Here is a 16,236-nt window from a genome sequence, read left to right on the forward strand (position 1 = left end):
ATCGCCGTCCCCGTGACAAGGGTTTTTTCAATTCGACAGGTTATTGACGGACTTATTGACGGACGGACAGGTGAGGCCTACTTTCAATTCATCAGCTGGTGAATTAAGCCGGAACCGCGACGATGGAGGCATTGATGTCCCATTCAGCAACAGCAGCAACAAGTGTCACCCTGGCTGGCGACGCAGCGGTGGTGACGAGCGGCCTGCAGGTGACGAGGGGCAGGACTCCTGTCCTCCGGGGGCTGGATTTTTCGATTCCCGCGGGCCGGATTACAGGCCTGCTGGGGCCGTCCGCCAGCGGCAAGACCACCCTGATGCGGGCCATCGTGGGAGTCCAGCGGTTCTCTTCCGGAACTGTGCAGGTCCTCGGCCTTCCCGCAGGCCATCCCGCGCTCCGGCACCGTGTGGGCTATGTGACACAGTCTCCCAGCGTCTACCCCGATCTGACGGTGGAAGCCAATGTCAGGTATTTCGGCGCCATGCACCGGAAGGGCCGGGCCGACGCGGCCGAGGCGATCGCCGCCGTCGGACTTGAACCCCAGGCCAGGCAGAAAACCGGCGACCTGTCGGGCGGGCAGCTAAGCCGGGTGTCACTCGCCTGCGCTTTGGTGGCGCATCCCAAACTCCTGGTGCTGGACGAGCCCACCGTCGGCCTTGACCCTGTGCTCCGGGCCGACCTGTGGGACCGTTTCCGGTCGATGGCCCAGGCCGGCACCACCCTGCTGGTTTCCAGTCATGTCATGGAAGAGGCAAGCCACTGCGAATCCCTCCTGCTGCTAAGGGAGGGCAGGCTGCTGGCCCAGATGACGCCGCAGGAGCTGAGCCGGCGCGGGCATAGCACAGACCTGGAAAAGGCCTTCCTGCACATCATCCGGGACGCGGAGGCAACGCCCGACGGCGGTGCGGAGTCCTCGGGAACGGCACCTTCCGATACAGGTCCGGTTCCGGAAAGCGGACCGCCCCTGCCGGGCCGTCCGACTCCTGAAAGCACGGTGCGGTCATGAACCTGCTGATGATGCTGGCCACCACCAGGCGGGTTTTGGACCAGCTGCGCCATGACCACCGAAGTGTGGCGCTGATCCTTGTGGTGCCGGCCCTGCTGCTGGCGGCAGTCTACTTTCTCTTCGAGAACGAGACGCTGCCGCCGGGGATTCCCCGGACATTCGACCGCGTAGGCCTGATGATGCTGGCCATCTTCCCGTTTGTGGTCATGTTCCTGGTCACGTCCATCACCATGCTTCGGGAACGGACCTCCGGGACCCTGGAGCGGCTGTTGACCACGCCCATCCACAAGGCAGACCTGCTCTTCGGCTACGGCCTGGCGTTTTCCATCATGGCCGCCCTGCAGTCACTGGTTGCCACGGCCGTTGCCTACTGGATTTTCGGCCTGGACATCAAAGGCAGCCCCGGCCTGGTGGTCTTGATCGCGGTAATAAACGCGGTCCTTGGCGTCGCGTTGGGGCTGCTCTGTTCAGCCTTTGCCCGGACGGAGTTCCAGGCCGTGCAGTTCATGCCGGTGGTAGTGGTGCCGCAGATACTGCTCTGCGGACTGTTTGTTGCCCGCGACCGGATGAACGAGGTCCTCGAGGCGGTATCGAACGTCCTGCCGCTCACGTTCTCGGTGGATGCCCTGGAGGAGGTTGCGGCCAACGCAGAGGCGACAGAGCAGCTCTGGCAGGATGCCGGAGTGATGCTGGCGATAGTCCTGGGCGTCCTGGTGCTCGCATCACTCACGTTGCGCCGGCGGACGGCATGACGGGGACCCGGCCTGTTGAGCGCGCCGCAGCTGTCCGCAGGGGCCGGAGGGGCGGGAGCACCCAATCCCGGGCCCACATCCTGGAAACGGCCCGCAGGCTGTTCGCCGAGCACGGCTTCGACGGCACAAGCCTCCGGCAGGTGGCCCGCGAGGCCGGTGTTGACCCGGCCATGATCCACCATTTCTTCAAGGGCAAGGACGAACTCTTTGCCCGAAGCGTGGCCCTGCCGGCGGACCCCGCCCAGGTCCTCGCGGGCGTTGACCGCGTCGATCCCCGGCAGCGCGCCGAGGCGATCGTGTGGGCTGTGCTCCGTCTTTGGGAGAGCCCCGCCCAGCACAGCCTGGAGGCGTTCTTCCGGGGCGCCATCGGGTCGAAGGCAAAGACTTTGCTGCTACGGGAGATGGTGACCCGGACCGTCCTCACCCGGATCATGGCCGGTGTGCCGGGTCCGCCCGGGGAGGTCGCCACTCGGGCTAACCTCGTGGCGACCCAGGTGGTCGGGCTCATGCTGGTCCGTTACGTGGTCAGGCTGGAACCCCTGGCCTCGGCCCGGCCAGAAGATGTGGTCACGCTGATCGCACCGAACATCCAGCACTATCTGACCGGTGACCTGAAGATGACGGGGCCATCAGCTACTTGATTTGGGCAGCCGCCTGGTCCAACATTGCTCCGGTCCTGGAATATGCGGCTTCCTCGGTGGCCCCACCCATGGAAATGACGGTAACCAGGACGCTGTGGACTACTGCCTGTGCCGTGATTATTGACTGCTTCCGGCCATCGGGCAAGGTAGTGTCCGTGCGGTAAGCCACGGATCCGGGAACCGTGCCGATCCCGTCAACCTTGGCGAGGGCGACGTCGAGTTTAGTTCCGGCCGTACCGATGGACATTTTTGCGCATTTTGAGAGTTGGTCCGCTTGGGCCATCCCCTTCTCCAGGAACGCCGGATCGAGCCCGGAAGTCATGGACACGATTGTGGTTGCTCCCTCGGCCGCGTCCAGGCTGGTCCCCATGGCAAGCGTCGCGCCCTCCACGGAAGGTGCCGTTCCGGAAACGGCCATTTCCTGGCACTCCGCAGGTTCTACGGACATGGAGGAGATCATGGCTTTGCTCTGGGCCAGGGATCCGGTCAAATCAGTGCTGGACATCACGGAGAGCTTGACTCCCTTGGCGTCGTTCAGCTGACCCAGCAGAGCACCGAGTTCATCGCTTGAATAGATCTTTGCAGGCGTCGGAGTCGGCGAAGGCGTTGGGCTGGGGGAAGGCGTGGAGACTGCAGATGATTCGGTGACTGCGCTTTGTGCCCCGTTGTCCGCAGGTGCGCCCGCGCAGCCCGTCAGTCCGATGACGAGCAAGGCAACGAATCCGATGGCACGTGCCACGACTGTATTCAAGTGTGTTCCCCCAAGTTGACCGGGGCAGCCGTCTGTCCCTAGAAAAGAACTGTAGCGAAGGTTCCAACCTCGCGGAAACCGACCCGCTGGTAGGAAGCCCTGGCCCGCGCATTGAAGCCATTGACATACAGGCTAGTGACCGGCGCGATCTTCCTGGCCTGTTCCACCACCGCAGCCATGTAGCCCGCACTCAGGCCCTGGCCGCGGAACAGGGGGTTCATCCATACTCCCTGGATCTGCGTGACGTCGGCCGTCACTGCGCCCAGTTCGGCCTTGAACACCACTTCGCCGTCTGCGTTGAGGTGCACCAGCGAATGTCCTTGCCTGATCAGCCCCTCCACCCTGCGGCTGTAGAACTCCCTGCCGCCGAGGAAGGGCGAATAGCCCACTTCCTCTTCGAACATGGCGGCGCAGGCGGGGAGGATACGGTCAAAGTCAGCCATCCGGCCCAGCGTCAGATTCCTGTTCGGTTCCACTGACGGCGGCCCGGCAAGCGTCATGAGCGGCTGTTCGTGGCGTACTTCGTGGGCGGCGTGGCCGAGTTCTTCCAGTTCCGCATGCAGTGCAAGGACAGGCTCCGCGGGACCAAAGGCCGAGGCGTAACGGCGTCCGGCACTGTGTGCAGCTGCGGCAACGGGTCCGGCAAGGGAAGGGTCGAGCTGGACCGGGACAAGATTGGCACCTGTCCAGCACGCACCCACCAGGATGCCGTCGTCGAACACCCCCAGGACACTGGCGCCCCCGGTGGTGGGCGCGGCGGTGCCGGCCGTGCGCAGGTGCGCCAGGATAAAGACGTTAGCTACAGGATCCTGCAGGGCAAGGCCCCGAAGGGCAGCCGTGTCCGCCCCGCCCAGGGTGCGGACCAGAACGCCTGCGGGTGCGGCGCCGTCCTTATGAGACGCTAACCACGGGGCTACCCTTGACAGCATCTTCGCCATCGGCCTCCCCCATCTCTTCGGCAATACGCATGGCTTCTTCGATCAGTGTCTCAACAATCTGGCTCTCAGGCACAGTCTTAATGACTTCACCCTTCACGAAGATCTGCCCCTTGCCGTTGCCGGATGCGACTCCAAGATCGGCTTCGCGGGCTTCGCCCGGTCCGTTAACCACGCAGCCCATGACAGCCACCCGGAGCGGGATCTCCATGCCCTCGAGGCCCGCGGTGACCTGTTCGGCCAGGCTGTAGACGTCCACCTGGGCCCGTCCACAGGAGGGGCAGGAGACGATTTCGAGCTTGCGCGGCCGCAGGTTGAGCGATTGCAGGATCTGGTTGCCCACCTTGATTTCCTCCACTGGCGGGGCGGAAAGGGAAACCCGGATGGTGTCGCCGATGCCCTTGGACAGGAGCGCACCGAAGGCCACGGCCGATTTGATGGTTCCCTGGAAAGCCGGGCCGGCCTCGGTCACGCCGAGGTGCAGCGGCCAGTCACCCTTTTCTGCCAGCATTTCATAGGCGGCAACCATGATGACGGGGTCGTTGTGTTTGACGGAGATCTTGAAGTCGTGGAAGCCGTGCTCCTCGAACAGGGAAGCCTCCCACACGGCAGACTCCACGAGTGCCTCGGGCGTGGCCTTGCCATACTTCTTCAGGATGCCCGGCTCAAGCGAACCGGCGTTCACGCCGATGCGGATGGACGTCCCGTGGTCCTTGGCCGCCTTGGCGATCTCCTTGACCTGGTCATCGAACTTGCGGATGTTGCCGGGGTTGACGCGCACGGCGGCGCAGCCGGCTTCGATGGCCGCAAACACATACTTGGGCTGGAAGTGGATGTCCGCGATGACAGGGATCTGCGACTTGCGGGCAATGATGGGCAGCGCGTCGGCGTCATCGGCTGACGGGCAGGCGACGCGCACGATGTCACAGCCTGAGGCGGTAAGTTCGGCGATCTGCTGCAGGGTGGCGTTGATGTCCGTCGTGGGCGTGGTGGTCATGGACTGCACGCTGATGGGAGAGTCCGAGCCCACTCCCACCGATCCGACCTTTATCTGGCGCGTCTTGCGGCGGGGGGCAAGGACGGGCGGGGGTGCTGACGGCATTCCCAGGCTGACCGAGGTCACGTGGACTCCTAGAGTTGGAAGGTGGATCTGTTGAGGAGATCCGGGATCAGGACGCGTGCGGTGCGAGAATGCCGATCACGGGCGTCCATTCGGTGGTCCGGATACCTGCAATGGTGCCTGCCAGGGCGAAGGGATCCTGCTTGAGCAGTTCGTTCAGCTCGGGCTCACCGTTGGCCTTGAAGATCAGCAGGGCGCCTGCCCCGTCCCCGTACGGACCGCTGGTCAGCAGCTGACCGGCATCGGCAAGGCCGGAAAGCCAGGCACGGTGGGCGGGCCGGTTCTCATCGCGGGCAGGTGCGGAATCGGCGGCATAAACGTACTCAACGGCAAAAACAGTCATACCGCTACCCTATCGCCCCGGCAGCATTCCTTCCCATCCGGGCAGGTACCGGAACCGGGAACAACCCGCCGCCGACGGGTCCTTAGCCAAGGAACAGTGCTTTGACCGTGGCCGCAACACCTGCCGCCCACAGCATGGAAGTGAGCGTCCCGATGATGAACCTTTCAGCCGCGACAGGGGTTTCCTTCAGCTCCGCGAACCTTCCCAGGCCTTTGATGGCCACAACATAGGCGATGGCCACAGGCTGCCCGGCGAGTATGGCAAGGCACACAGCGAGCCGTTCGAGGATGCCGATGATGGCCCCGCCGCGAAGAATCCGCTGGCTTGGAGCCGCAGGCTGGCTTGCACCGGGCGGCGGCTGCTGGCCGGGCTCGGCCGTCAACTCACCATCGACCGCCTGCCCTGCGCCCGCACCGGCGCCCGCGGGAAACGAATCCGCCGTCACATCGGCCGACGGATCTTCGGCTTTCCGTGCAGCCTCGTCGCCTGCGGTGGCGGCATCGGCTTTATCGTCGATGGTCCTGGCCAGCTTGAACACGAGGGCGGTCACGGGCCAGCCCAGGAGTCCGGCCACCAGCAGGGCCGCGGTTATCCAGAGTGCGTTCACCGGTCTCCTTCGTTAGGTGTTCCAGCTGCTTGGATGCTTCCGGATGCCAGGATCCGCGAGTGCGCGTAATCCAGGAGCATCGCCGCTGCCGGCCTGGCAGCCCATTCTTCCTGCCATCCGGACCTCAGTACGGCACGGCTCACCGATTGTTCCGTTATTCCCAGTTCCTTGGCCACGCTCTTCTGGCTGCCGTGCTTGCCGCCGCTGCGCTGGATGATGCGGAGCAGGTCAACAACCCTCCATTGGGCCTCTGTCCTTTCCTGGACAAGCCGTCCGATCAGGCGGAGCACAGCTTCGGCATTGGCGCAGGCCAGGGCTCCTTCTTGGGCGTCGCGGGGTATATCCATTCCACGACCGATATTGCCGGAGACCACCGACAATGGGACCTGGCCCGCCGCGTTCTTGGCCCGGTCAACGGCTTTCCGGGCCGCAACGAAGCCGCTTCCGGTTCCCTCGCGGGGCGGGGCAGCGGCGGCAAGCTGAACCCTGCCGATGCCGATGCCCACATACCAATGCCCCCCGCGCAATGCATGCAGGGCGATATCCACCACCGCATCGGCATCATCCACCACACCCTGGAGTTCATCGCCGACGGAACGTTCAAAGACGGCGGAAGTAATACCACGCAGTTGTGAGACGAGTTCTGGCACCCGGTCCACGTCATTGCTGCTGCCGCGCTGGTCGATAGTCATGACGTACATACCTCAACCATAGCCGGCTGATTTTTAATAATCAATCAGATTAGGCTGATGTGCTGATATCAGCCTAAATCGGCTAACTATGGCTTATCAGCCAGAAAGGGATTCTCCCTTACCTAGCCGAACAGGTTTACCGGCTTCACGATGTCGGCGTAAATCAGCAGCGCGCTCATCCCTATCAGCAGGACCGCCACCACGTAGGTCACCGGGAGCAACCTGGCAATATCGAAGGCGCCCGGATCCGGCTTGCCGAACAGCTTCGCCACCCGACGTCGGGCACCTTCATACAAGGCGCCGGCAACATGGCCGCCGTCGAGCGGCAACAGCGGGATGAGGTTGAAGACAGCAAGCGCGAAGTTCAGCCCGGCGAGCAGCCCCACCAGGGCTGCAAGCCTGGACTGCACCGGTACCTGTTCCATGGCTGCCACCTCACCGGCGACCCGGCCCACGCCCACCACGCTGATGGGTCCGTTGGGATCACGCGGTTCGGAGCTGAAAGCTGCCTTCGCCACCCCGACAACGCGTGCTGGCAGGTTGAACACGACCCCCGCCACCTGACTGATGTTTTCCCCCGCCACGGGCAGGACGGACGACGCCGGCTGGGGCACCAGTGCGGTCTGCGCACCGATGCCGAGGAAGCCGACGTCCTGGTACAGGAGGTTGCCGGCGTCGTCCTTTGCCTGGCGACCGTCAGGTCCGATGACCGGCCGGGCGGACAACACCGGCGTGATGGTCATGGTGACAGGAGAGCCGGCACGGTCAACGGTAATGCTGACCTCCTTGCCGGCCGAAGCACGGATCCACTCTGTCAACTGGTCCCAGGCAGTCACCGCTTTTCCGTCAAAGGAGGTGACCACGTCGTTGGGCTTGAGCCCCGCCGCAGCGGCCGGAGTCAGTTTGCAGTCCGGAGAGTCGGGATCAACCGTCTGCCCGGCAGCGACCTGGCATTTCGAGACATCCGAGATGGTGGTGGTAGCCGTGGCAACGCCAAAGCCCATCAGCAGGACGGCGGTAAGCACTACCCCGATCAGCAGATTCATGGCCGGCCCGCCGAGCATCACGATGATTTTCTTCCACACGGGCAGCCGGTAGAACACGCGGTTCTCATCCCCCGGCCCCACATCCTCATGGGCAAGGGACCGTGCTTCCGTGGCCAGGGTCTGGAACATGCCGGTGCTGGACGGACGCACCGTTCCGTCATCCTTGTTGGGCGGGTACATGCCGATCATGGACACGTAGCCTCCGAGCGGAATGGCCTTGATGCCGTATTCGGTCTCCCCTTTGCGTTGTGACCAAAGCGTCGGGCCGAAGCCGATCATGTACTTGGTGACCCGCACCTTGAACAGCTTGGCAGGAACCAGGTGCCCCACTTCGTGCAGCGCGATGGACACGGCGATGCCGATCGCCACGAAAATGACACCGAGGACAAAAAGTAGAACGGGACTCATGGGTGGTTCTGCTGCTTCCTAGAGACTGCTGACTGCTAAACGTTCATGGGCCCGCGCGCGTGCCCAGCTTTCAGCATCCAGTACCGACTCCAGCGTCAGCCCGGAGGATCCTGAGTGTTCGCTGAGAACAGAATGGATGGTTTCCACGATGTCCGTAAATCTGATGCGGCCATCATGGAAGGCGGTCACCGCCTCCTCGTTCGCGGCGTTGAAGACTGCGGGGAAGGTGCTGCCCTGTTTGGCGGCATCCTTGGCAAGGTCCACGGCAGGGAAGGCTGTGGTGTCCAGGGGCTCGAATGTCCAGCTTGTGGCCTTCGTCCAGTCACACGGCCGGGCAGCCTGGGGCACCCTGTCCGGCCAGCCCAGTCCCAATGCTATCGGCAGCCGCATGTCCGGCGGGGAAGCCTGGGCGATGATGGAACCGTCCACGAACTGGACCATTGAATGGACCACCGACTGCGGATGGACCACAACATCGATCCGGTCCAGCGGGACGTCAAAGAGCAGGTGCGCTTCGATCAGCTCCAGGCCCTTGTTCACCAGGGTGGCGGAGTTGGTGGTGACCATCGGTCCCATGTCCCACGTGGGGTGCGCCAGCGCTTCCCCGGGAGAGACGTCATGGAGTTCTTCCCTGCTCCGGCCACGGAAGGGGCCGCCGGACGCTGTGAGGATAAGCCTCTCGACCTCGTCGGCGGAGCCGGAGCGCAGGCACTGGGCAATGGCCGAATGTTCTGAATCCACCGGTACGATCTGGCCTTGCGCTGCGGCGGCTTTGACCAGCGCCCCGCCCACGATCAGTGATTCCTTGTTCGCCAGTGCCAGTACGGCACCAGATTTCAGCGCGGCAAGCGTGGGGGCAAGGCCGATGGAACCCGTAATGCCGTTGAGCACCACGTCGGCTTCCACTGCGGCGATGCGGGTCGAGGCATCAGGCCCGGCGAAGATTTCCGGGCGGAAATCTGGCCTTCCGGCGGTCCGTGCGGCATCGGCAATGAGTTCCTGCAGCCGCAGGGGGTCGCCGGTGGCGATACCGACAAACGCGGCACCCGTGTGAACAACCTGGCGCGCCAGAAGCTCCAGGTTCCCACCACCGGCACTGAGTGCCACTACCTCAAACAGGTGCGGGGCGCCGTCGACGACGTCAATCGCCTGGGTGCCGATGGAACCGGTGGATCCGAGGAGGACGATTTTGCGTGGCTGCATTGCTTAAGTATCCCGCACGGCCCTCGATCCGAACGTGGCACGATCCCTTGCCCGGTTGGCGGATGACCTGAATGTGACGTGGATTTCACCCCTCCGCGGCCGGCCTTGTATACCATCGAAGGTGCGTATCCGGGTGCCATGTGCATCGGGGCGGGGGCTAGACGCATTGACGGCAACCCCGCCGCGAACCAGTTTCTGACGGTATGTCGCCACTGCGACATACCCCTGGATATCAAGGATACGAATATGGGCCGTCGCCGTGCCCCCACCAGGCCTAGCTACCCACGTTGGATCCGGAAGGCAGTAGTGGCTGCAGCTGTACTTGCCGGCCTCATCGCCGGGGCTCTGGTTCTCCCGGCCTTAATCAGTCCGGCCCGTGTGGGCTCCGCACCGTCCACCGCCCCGGAAACGCAGGCAGAAGTTGTCCTTTCGGAGGACCGCCCTGCCGTCAGTGCGGGCGCAGGGCCCTGCATTTCCCTCAAAGTCCTCGCATCGCTCGAAAACGCCGACATGGTGCGGTCGCTGGCGGCTTCCTACATTGCCAAGCCCCGCAGCGTGGACGGCAGGTGCGTCACGGTGGACGTAAGCCAGGATAAATCCGGGGTAGCGGCCATCAATGCGGCAGGCGGGTTTGCCTCCATTCCTGCGTCCGGGCGTCCTGCCGTGTGGCTTCCTGATTCCAGCGCCTGGCTGCGCGTGGCCGAGGACCAGGCCGGGAATTCCCTCCACCTGGACGGCGGCAGCGTGGCCAGGAGCGGGATTGTGGTCGCTATGCCGGCCTCCATGGCCAAGGCCATCGGTTGGGACACGAAGGCGCCCAGCTGGGCCGACGTCATTGCCGCCTCAAAGGACCCGGGCGTCTGGGCACGCCTTGGCCATGGGGACTGGGGCAAATTCAAGTTCGGCAAAGCCAGCCCCACGGTTTCCACGTCCGGACTCATGGGCCTGCTGGCGTCCTATGGCGTGGCCGCAGGGAACCTTACGGACTTGACGAAGGAACAGCTGGCTCAGCCCGCTGTCATCAGCAAAGTCAAGGATGGCGAGCTGAGCATAAGCCATTACATGGCCACCCCGGAGCACTTCCTCTGGCATGCCCGGCAGGCGGACGACGGCGGTGCGGTTTCAGATTTCCTCTCAGCGGTCATTGTCGATGAAAAATCGGTATGGGACTACAACAGGGGAATTTCAAGTAACGACGGCGTCACCAAACAGGCAGGCTCGCCGCCAAAAGAACAACTGCTTCCCATCTACCCCAGTGGCGGCGTCCTGGTTGCCGACAATCCAGCTGTGAGCCTCACCGGTGACTGGGTCAGCAGCCAGCAGCGCCTTGCCGCCGATGACTTCCTGGCGTACGCACGGACGCAGCAGGGACAGGAGGCAGTCAAGACCACCGGATACCGCACCATTCAGGACAAGACGGATCCTGGGATCGCCGAAACAGGCCACTACGCGCAGTCCCTTCCGACGGTCCCGCTTCCCGGCGCAGACGTCCTGGTCAGTGTCCAGAAGAGTTTTCCAGAGGTCCGCAAAAGGGCCCGGGCGCTGTTCCTGGTTGACGTCTCCGGATCCATGGGCCAGGAGATTGCCCCGGGCCGCACCCGGCTGCAGGGCGCCAAGAACGCCATTACCCGCGCCCTGGACCACTTCACCGGCGATGACCAAGTCGGACTGGCAGCGTTTTCCCAAGTGGGGAACGGCCCGCTGGCGCCCGGTCTGGTCAGCCCGGTGTCTGCCTTCAAGACAAACAAGACGGACCTGTTGGCAAAACTGAACGCCCTGCAGCCTATGACCGCCACGCCGCTATTCGAAGCCGTGGGCGAGTTCGCCGCCAAACAGGCAAGGGAATACAACGAATCCGAGATCAACACGATAGTGCTCCTCAGCGACGGCAAGAATGACACAACCCACCCTGGTGACCTCAAGTCGCTGACCGAGCTGCTGGGTCACCAGCACCACAGCACCCCGGTGCTGGTGTTCACGCTGGCCTATGGTGCCGACGCCGACACCGATTCCCTGCGGGCGATCGCCAAGGCCAGTGGCGCCCACTTCTATGACGCGACTGACCCGAATCGCCTGGACGCCGTGCTGGGCGATCTCGTAACCAGCTTCTAGGCAGGACCAGCTTCCAGGCGTGACCAACTAGGCCCGGACCTTCCGACGGGGCGGGCAACGTCGTCCGATGCTATGGCGGCGCCGGGATTTTCCGGCGTAACGTGGATTGCGTGGACTGGCTTTCCTGGTTGGATGCGCCGGATTACGAGTTCGCCCGGCAAGTGCTGCAGCGCGGCGTCGCGGCACTCTACTTCGTTGCGTTCTTGTCCTCGCTCAACCAGTTCCCGGCGCTCCTCGGTGAACGCGGGCTTCTTCCCGTTCCCGACTATCTGGAGGGATTCGGCACACGAGGCCGGCCCACCCTTTTCCGCTGGCGCTATTCGGACCGGCTGCTGCGTGCGGTCTGCGCAATCGGACTGGCCGTCTCGGCGCTGCTGGTGGCCGGCCTTCCGCAGCTCGGGCCGCCATGGCTGCCCCTGATTGCATTCCTCTCGCTGTGGCTGCTGTATATGTCGATCGTTAATGTTGGCCAGACCTTCTACGGCTTCGGCTGGGAAATGCTGCTCCTCGAGGCAGGCTTCACTGTGGCTTTCCTGGGCTCGGACCAGACGGAACCGCCCCGCACCATCATGATCCTGGTGGCATGGCTGGTGTTCCGACTGGAGTTCGGCGCGGGCATGATCAAGATCCGGGGCGGCCGGGAATGGCGTGACCTGACCGCCCTGTACTACCACCACGAGACCCAGCCAATGCCGGGGCCGCTGAGCCGGCAGGCGCATCTCCTGCCGCGTCCGTTCCACCGGCTGGAGGTGCTGGGCAACCATTTCGCGCAACTGGTGGTGCCCTTCTTCCTCTTCGCACCCCAGCCACTTGCCAGCGCGGCCGCCGGCATCGTCATCTTCACCCAGCTGTGGCTCGTGGCCACCGGAAATTTCGCCTGGCTCAACTGGATCGCCATCGTGCTGGCGTTCTCTGCGGTCAGCGACCAGGCCGCCCATGCCGTGCTGCCATTCCTGCCGCTGGACTGGCATCCGGAGGTCACCCCCGGCAGCCGGGTCACTCCGCTGTGGTGGCTGGTTATCACGCTCGCCGCGACGCTCCTGCTGGTGGTCCTTAGCTACTGGCCCGTGCGCAACCTGTTCTCGAAGCGCCAGCTGATGAACGCGAGCTTCAACCGCTGGCAGCTGGTCAATACCTATGGGGCCTTCGGCACTGTCACCAAGCAGCGGATCGAGATTGTGGTGGAAGGCACCCTGGATGAGATTCCGGACGACTCCGCGGACTGGCGCGAATACAGCTTCAAGGGAAAGCCCGGGGACGTGCGCCGGGTGCCGCGGCAATGGGCCCCTTACCACCTGCGGCTGGACTGGCTGATGTGGTTCCTGCCGCTGCGTACCGTGCATGAGGAATGGTTTTACGCCTTCCTCTCCAGGCTGCTCGAAGCGGACCGGCAGGTCCTGCGCCTGCTGCGCCACGACCCGTTCGACGGCGGCCCGCCCCGCTGGGTGCGCGCGCGAAGTTACCTGTACCGCTTCGCCACCCGGGCCGAGTTCCGCGAAACCGGCGACCGCTGGGTCCGGACTCCGCTCTATGAGTCGATCCCGCCGCTGTCCCTCCGCCGGTCCCCGGGGCGGGCCGTCTAGGAGCGGAGGCTAGGTGCGCGCTCCGGCCCTGCGCAGCGTGGCTTCAGCGTGCTTGAGGATGGGACCGTCGATCATCCTGCCGTTGTACTGGAAGACGCCTGTCCCTGCCCGCGCGGCGGCCTGCAGCAGGGAGTTGGCGGCGGCGACGTCGGACTCGGACGGCTCGTAGGCACTCCGGACCACGTTCGCCTGGCTGGGATGGATGCACGCTTTGGAGCTGAACCCTGAGGCCACTGCATCGCCGGCTTCCACGGAAAGGCCGGCGAGGTCCGGGATGTTGACGTAAACGGCGTCCACCGCTTCCTTCCCGAGGGCCCGCGCGGCCAGCAGCACGGAGGAGCGGGCGTGCAGGGCAACAGCCCGGTAGCCGCCGGCATCCGTCCTGCTGGACGTGCCGCCGAGCGAAGCCAGGAGGTCCTCCGCGCCCCACATCAGCGCCACGACGTTGGGCTCGGCCGCGATGGCCGGGGCATTCAGGACCCCTATGGCTGTCTCGCACAGGGCGATCACGTGGTAATCCTCAAGTAGCCTAAGTTGTTCAGCGGTCTCGGCCTTGGCCAGCATCACTGTCTTGTAGGGCGTGTGCGCAAGGCAGTGGAGGTCCTTTTCGAACTCTTCGGTTCCTGCCGGGTTGATCCGGACGATGGTGCGGCTGGGATTCAGCTCCGGCACCTCGCCGCCGGAGCCGAGCTGCGCCAGGATGGCTCCCCGGGCACGCTGCTTGTCCCCCGGGGCTACCGCATCCTCCAGATCCAGGATCACGGCGTCCGCGCGTTCGGCGGCCTTCTGGTAGCGCTCCGGCCTGTCGGCAGGGCAGAACAGCAGGGCAGGTCCCATCACGAAGGTCATAAGGACATTCTCCCCTTTTCGCGCCCCTGCCGGCTCCCCTTCCGGCGCTCCTGTTGGCTGTTTTGTGGCTCCTCCGGGGCGCTGTCCACCTGACGTCCGCCGTGCGCTTCCCGTGTCCACATCAGGCAGCTTCGGCTGGCCAGGGCCACCACCGTTCCGTCCTGGTTCCTGCCGGTGTGCGCCATGGTCACGATTCCCTGGCCGGGCCGGGAATCCGACAGCCGCTTCCGCGTGATCACGGTCTCGGTGTAGAGCGTGTCGCCGTGGTAGAGCGGATGCGGGAAGGATACGTCCGTCAGGCCCAGCTGGGCGACGATGGTGCCCTGGGTCAGCTGGGAAACGGACTGGCCCACCAGCGTGGCCAGGGTAAACATCGAGTTCACCAGGCGCTGGCCGAACGGCTGCCCGGCGCTCCAGGCCGCGTCCAGGTGGAGCGCCTGGGTGTTCATGGTCAGGGTGGTGAACAGGACGTTGTCCGCTTCCGTCACTGTCCGCCCGGGCCGGTGGGCGTACACCACCCCTTCTTCGAGTTCCTCGAAGTAGAGGCCACGCTGTTCGATGATGCGGGGCGGCGGCGGCATGTCCGTCATACGGTCAGTTCCCGGTCCTCTTCGAACAGCTCAGCCCCGGTTGCTGCCGCCACATCCTCAATGGACACATTCGGCGCCAGCTCGCGCAGCACCAGCCTTGACGCCCGCCCGTCAGGGACGACGTCGATCACGGCAAGATCGGTGATGATCCGGTCCACGCAGGCCTTGCCTGTCAGCGGCAGCGTGCACTGCTGCACGATCTTGGGCTTGCCGTTGCGGTCCACGTGTTCCATCATCACAATCACCTTCTTGGCGCCGAAGACCAGGTCCATGGCTCCACCCATGCCCTTGACCATCTTCCCCGGGATCATCCAGTTGGCCAGGTCCCCGTTGGCAGCGACCTCCATGGCACCGAGCACTGCGACATCCACATGCCCGCCGCGGATCATGCCGAACGATGACGCGGAGTCGAAGAAGGCCGCGCCTTTGTTGACCGTGACGGTTTCCTTGCCCGCATTGATCAGGTCCGGATCCACCTCATCCTCGCCCGGATAGGGCCCGACGCCGAGGATGCCGTTCTCGGAATGCAGCACCACTTCAACACCGGCCGGAATGTAGTTGGGGATCAGGGTGGGCATGCCGATGCCCAGATTCACGTACTGCCCGTTGCTCAGTTCCTGTGCCACCCTTGCCGCCAGTTCGTTGCGGGTCCAGCCTTTGCTGCCGGGCGCGGCGGCTGACGGGTGCGCGACGGCGGCACGGCGGTACTCAGGCCGGACCCCTTCCGGCCGGGGAGCCTGGGGGCTGTTCGGGTCCATGGCTAAGCTCCTGCCTGATCTGATGCCGGTGTATTTGCTGTAGCTGCTGTTGCCGTGGTTGCTGCTGCCGGCGGGTGGGATGCGGACCCCGCCGCCAGGGACACCGTCCTCTTTTCGATGCGTTTCTCGGTCTGTCCTGCCAGAACTACCCGCTGGACGAAGATGCCCGGTGTGTGCACGTGCTCCGGATCCAGTTCCCCCGGCTCCACCAGCTCCTCCACCTCGGCAATGGTAATCCTGCCTGCCATGGCGCAGAGCGGGTTGAAGTTCATGGCCGTCGCGTGGAAGACCAGGTTGCCGTGGCGGTCACCCTTCCAGGCGTGGACCAGGCCGAAGTCCGGCGTCAGCGATTCCTCCAGGACATAGTCAACGCCGTCGAACGTGCGCACTTCCTTGGCTGCAGAGGCTATGGCGATGCCGCCGTCGGGGTCGTACTTCTGCGGCAGGCCGCCGTCGGACACCTGTGTGCCCACCCCCGCCTTGGTGTAGAACGCGGGGATGCCGGCCCCGCCGGCCCTCAGTTTCTCGGCCAGGGTTCCCTGCGGCGTCAGCACCACCTCCAGTTCACCGGAAAGATACTGGCGGGCGAACTCCTTGTTCTCGCCCACGTAGGAGCTGACGGTGCGCCGGATGCGGCCGTCGCGCAGCAGGACGCCCAGGCCCCAGTCGTCCACCCCGCAGTTGTTGCTTACCGTTTCCAGGTCCTTGGTGCCGCGGCGGTGCAGGGCATCAATCAGGGCCACCGGAATCCCACAGAGACCGAACCCGCCGACAGCCAGGGACGCGCCGTCGGGAATGTCCGCGACGGCTTCCTCGGCGCTGGCAACAACCTTGTTAATCAT

Annotated in this window: 17 protein-coding genes; 5 read left to right on the forward strand and 12 right to left on the reverse strand. The window is 64.5% G+C overall.

Translation table 11 applies throughout. The features are described 5' to 3' along the window. Positions 1-134: 134 nt before the first annotated feature. Genes QFZ40_RS12990 through QFZ40_RS13000 form a run of 3 tightly spaced genes read left to right on the forward strand, consistent with a single transcriptional unit; the run spans position 135 to position 2,397 of the window. Positions 135-1,004, forward strand: a complete 870-nt coding sequence (locus QFZ40_RS12990) for an ABC transporter ATP-binding protein (protein WP_306904869.1) — start codon at positions 135-137, stop codon at positions 1,002-1,004. An 8-nt stretch (positions 1,005-1,012) separates the two neighbouring features. Continuing rightward, complete coding sequence (locus QFZ40_RS12995) at positions 1,013-1,756, forward strand: ABC transporter permease (protein WP_306906916.1); 744 nt, start codon at positions 1,013-1,015, stop codon at positions 1,754-1,756. Continuing rightward, a complete protein-coding gene (locus QFZ40_RS13000) occupies positions 1,753-2,397 on the forward strand; it encodes a TetR/AcrR family transcriptional regulator (protein ID WP_306904871.1) in 645 nt (214 codons plus the stop codon). Before QFZ40_RS12995 ends, QFZ40_RS13000 begins: the two co-directional genes overlap by 4 nt. Here the strand turns inward: QFZ40_RS13000 and QFZ40_RS13005 are convergent. From QFZ40_RS13005 to dxr, 8 genes are all read right to left on the reverse strand, one after another. Then, on the reverse strand, positions 2,390-3,148 hold the full coding sequence (locus QFZ40_RS13005) for a hypothetical protein (protein WP_306904873.1): 759 nt from the start codon (positions 3,146-3,148) through the stop codon (positions 2,390-2,392). The genes QFZ40_RS13000 and QFZ40_RS13005 overlap by 8 nt on opposite strands. Positions 3,149-3,186: 38 nt before the next feature. Continuing rightward, on the reverse strand, positions 3,187-4,077 hold the full coding sequence (locus QFZ40_RS13010) for a GNAT family N-acetyltransferase (protein WP_306906917.1): 891 nt from the start codon (positions 4,075-4,077) through the stop codon (positions 3,187-3,189). Continuing rightward, complete coding sequence (ispG, locus tag QFZ40_RS13015; protein WP_306904874.1) at positions 4,040-5,206, reverse strand: flavodoxin-dependent (E)-4-hydroxy-3-methylbut-2-enyl-diphosphate synthase; 1,167 nt, start codon at positions 5,204-5,206, stop codon at positions 4,040-4,042. The genes QFZ40_RS13010 and ispG overlap by 38 nt, the downstream gene beginning before the upstream one ends. 46 nt (positions 5,207-5,252) lie before the next feature. Continuing rightward, complete coding sequence (locus QFZ40_RS13020) at positions 5,253-5,546, reverse strand: YciI family protein (protein WP_306904875.1); 294 nt, start codon at positions 5,544-5,546, stop codon at positions 5,253-5,255. Between the two features lie 82 nt (positions 5,547-5,628). Continuing rightward, on the reverse strand, positions 5,629-6,153 hold the full coding sequence (locus QFZ40_RS13025) for a hypothetical protein (RefSeq protein WP_306904876.1): 525 nt from the start codon (positions 6,151-6,153) through the stop codon (positions 5,629-5,631). Continuing rightward, on the reverse strand, positions 6,150-6,854 hold the full coding sequence (locus QFZ40_RS13030) for a MarR family transcriptional regulator (RefSeq protein WP_306904877.1): 705 nt from the start codon (positions 6,852-6,854) through the stop codon (positions 6,150-6,152). The genes QFZ40_RS13025 and QFZ40_RS13030 overlap by 4 nt, the downstream gene beginning before the upstream one ends. A gap of 113 nt (positions 6,855-6,967) precedes the next feature. Continuing rightward, the gene (locus QFZ40_RS13035; protein WP_306904878.1) at positions 6,968-8,299 is read right to left on the reverse strand and encodes a M50 family metallopeptidase; all 1,332 of its coding nucleotides are present in this window, start codon (positions 8,297-8,299) and stop codon (positions 6,968-6,970) included. A gap of 18 nt (positions 8,300-8,317) precedes the next feature. Beyond that, entirely contained in the window at positions 8,318-9,502 is a 1,185-nt protein-coding gene (dxr, locus tag QFZ40_RS13040; RefSeq protein WP_306904879.1) for a 1-deoxy-D-xylulose-5-phosphate reductoisomerase, read from the reverse strand. A gap of 306 nt (positions 9,503-9,808) precedes the next feature. On the opposite strand from dxr, the gene QFZ40_RS13045 reads away from it, so the two are divergent. Together QFZ40_RS13045 and QFZ40_RS13050 are read left to right on the forward strand one after the other, a co-directional pair. Then, positions 9,809-11,614, forward strand: coding sequence for a vWA domain-containing protein (locus QFZ40_RS13045; protein WP_306904880.1), 1,806 nt, complete (start codon positions 9,809-9,811; stop codon positions 11,612-11,614). Between the two features lie 110 nt (positions 11,615-11,724). Further along, complete coding sequence (locus QFZ40_RS13050; RefSeq protein WP_306904881.1) at positions 11,725-13,197, forward strand: lipase maturation factor family protein; 1,473 nt, start codon at positions 11,725-11,727, stop codon at positions 13,195-13,197. 9 nt (positions 13,198-13,206) lie between these two features. Here the strand turns inward: QFZ40_RS13050 and QFZ40_RS13055 are convergent, their stop codons facing one another. From QFZ40_RS13055 to QFZ40_RS13070, 4 genes are read right to left on the reverse strand one after another with little or no spacing between them, the layout of a single operon-like run. Continuing rightward, entirely contained in the window at positions 13,207-14,046 is an 840-nt protein-coding gene (locus QFZ40_RS13055; RefSeq protein WP_306904883.1) for an HpcH/HpaI aldolase/citrate lyase family protein, read from the reverse strand. Beyond that, positions 14,043-14,636 (reverse strand): MaoC family dehydratase, encoded by a 594-nt coding sequence (locus QFZ40_RS13060; RefSeq protein ID WP_306904884.1) that lies wholly within the window; start codon positions 14,634-14,636, stop codon positions 14,043-14,045. The genes QFZ40_RS13055 and QFZ40_RS13060 overlap by 4 nt, the downstream gene beginning before the upstream one ends. Further along, a complete protein-coding gene (locus QFZ40_RS13065) occupies positions 14,633-15,394 on the reverse strand; it encodes a CoA transferase subunit B (protein WP_306904885.1) in 762 nt (253 codons plus the stop codon). The genes QFZ40_RS13060 and QFZ40_RS13065 overlap by 4 nt, the downstream gene beginning before the upstream one ends. Before the next feature lie 2 nt (positions 15,395-15,396). After that, complete coding sequence (locus QFZ40_RS13070; RefSeq protein WP_306904886.1) at positions 15,397-16,236, reverse strand: CoA transferase subunit A; 840 nt, start codon at positions 16,234-16,236, stop codon at positions 15,397-15,399.

Origin of the sequence: Arthrobacter pascens (assembly GCF_030816475.1) — a bacterium.
GTDB lineage: Bacteria > Actinomycetota > Actinomycetes > Actinomycetales > Micrococcaceae > Arthrobacter > Arthrobacter pascens_B.

What these genes read in the sequence shown, in the direction of transcription:
- QFZ40_RS12990 (WP_306904869.1), top strand. Translation starts at nt 135, where the DNA reads ATGTCCCATTCAGCAACAGCAGCAACAAGTGTCACCCTGGCTGGCGAC.
- QFZ40_RS12995 (WP_306906916.1), top strand. Translation starts at nt 1,013, where the DNA reads ATGATGCTGGCCACCACCAGGCGGGTTTTGGACCAGCTGCGCCATGAC.
- QFZ40_RS13000 (WP_306904871.1), top strand. Translation starts at nt 1,753, where the DNA reads ATGACGGGGACCCGGCCTGTTGAGCGCGCCGCAGCTGTCCGCAGGGGC.
- QFZ40_RS13010 (WP_306906917.1), bottom strand. Translation starts at nt 4,077, where the DNA reads ATGCTGTCAAGGGTAGCCCCGTGGTTAGCGTCTCATAAGGACGGCGCC.
- QFZ40_RS13020 (WP_306904875.1), bottom strand. Translation starts at nt 5,546, where the DNA reads ATGACTGTTTTTGCCGTTGAGTACGTTTATGCCGCCGATTCCGCACCT.
- QFZ40_RS13030 (WP_306904877.1), bottom strand. Translation starts at nt 6,854, where the DNA reads ATGTACGTCATGACTATCGACCAGCGCGGCAGCAGCAATGACGTGGAC.
- QFZ40_RS13035 (WP_306904878.1), bottom strand. Translation starts at nt 8,299, where the DNA reads ATGAGTCCCGTTCTACTTTTTGTCCTCGGTGTCATTTTCGTGGCGATC.
- dxr (WP_306904879.1), bottom strand. Translation starts at nt 9,502, where the DNA reads ATGCAGCCACGCAAAATCGTCCTCCTCGGATCCACCGGTTCCATCGGC.
- QFZ40_RS13055 (WP_306904883.1), bottom strand. Translation starts at nt 14,046, where the DNA reads ATGACCTTCGTGATGGGACCTGCCCTGCTGTTCTGCCCTGCCGACAGG.
- QFZ40_RS13060 (WP_306904884.1), bottom strand. Translation starts at nt 14,636, where the DNA reads ATGACGGACATGCCGCCGCCGCCCCGCATCATCGAACAGCGTGGCCTC.
- QFZ40_RS13065 (WP_306904885.1), bottom strand. Translation starts at nt 15,394, where the DNA reads ATGGACCCGAACAGCCCCCAGGCTCCCCGGCCGGAAGGGGTCCGGCCT.
- QFZ40_RS13070 (WP_306904886.1), bottom strand. Translation starts at nt 16,236, where the DNA reads ATGATTAACAAGGTTGTTGCCAGCGCCGAGGAAGCCGTCGCGGACATT.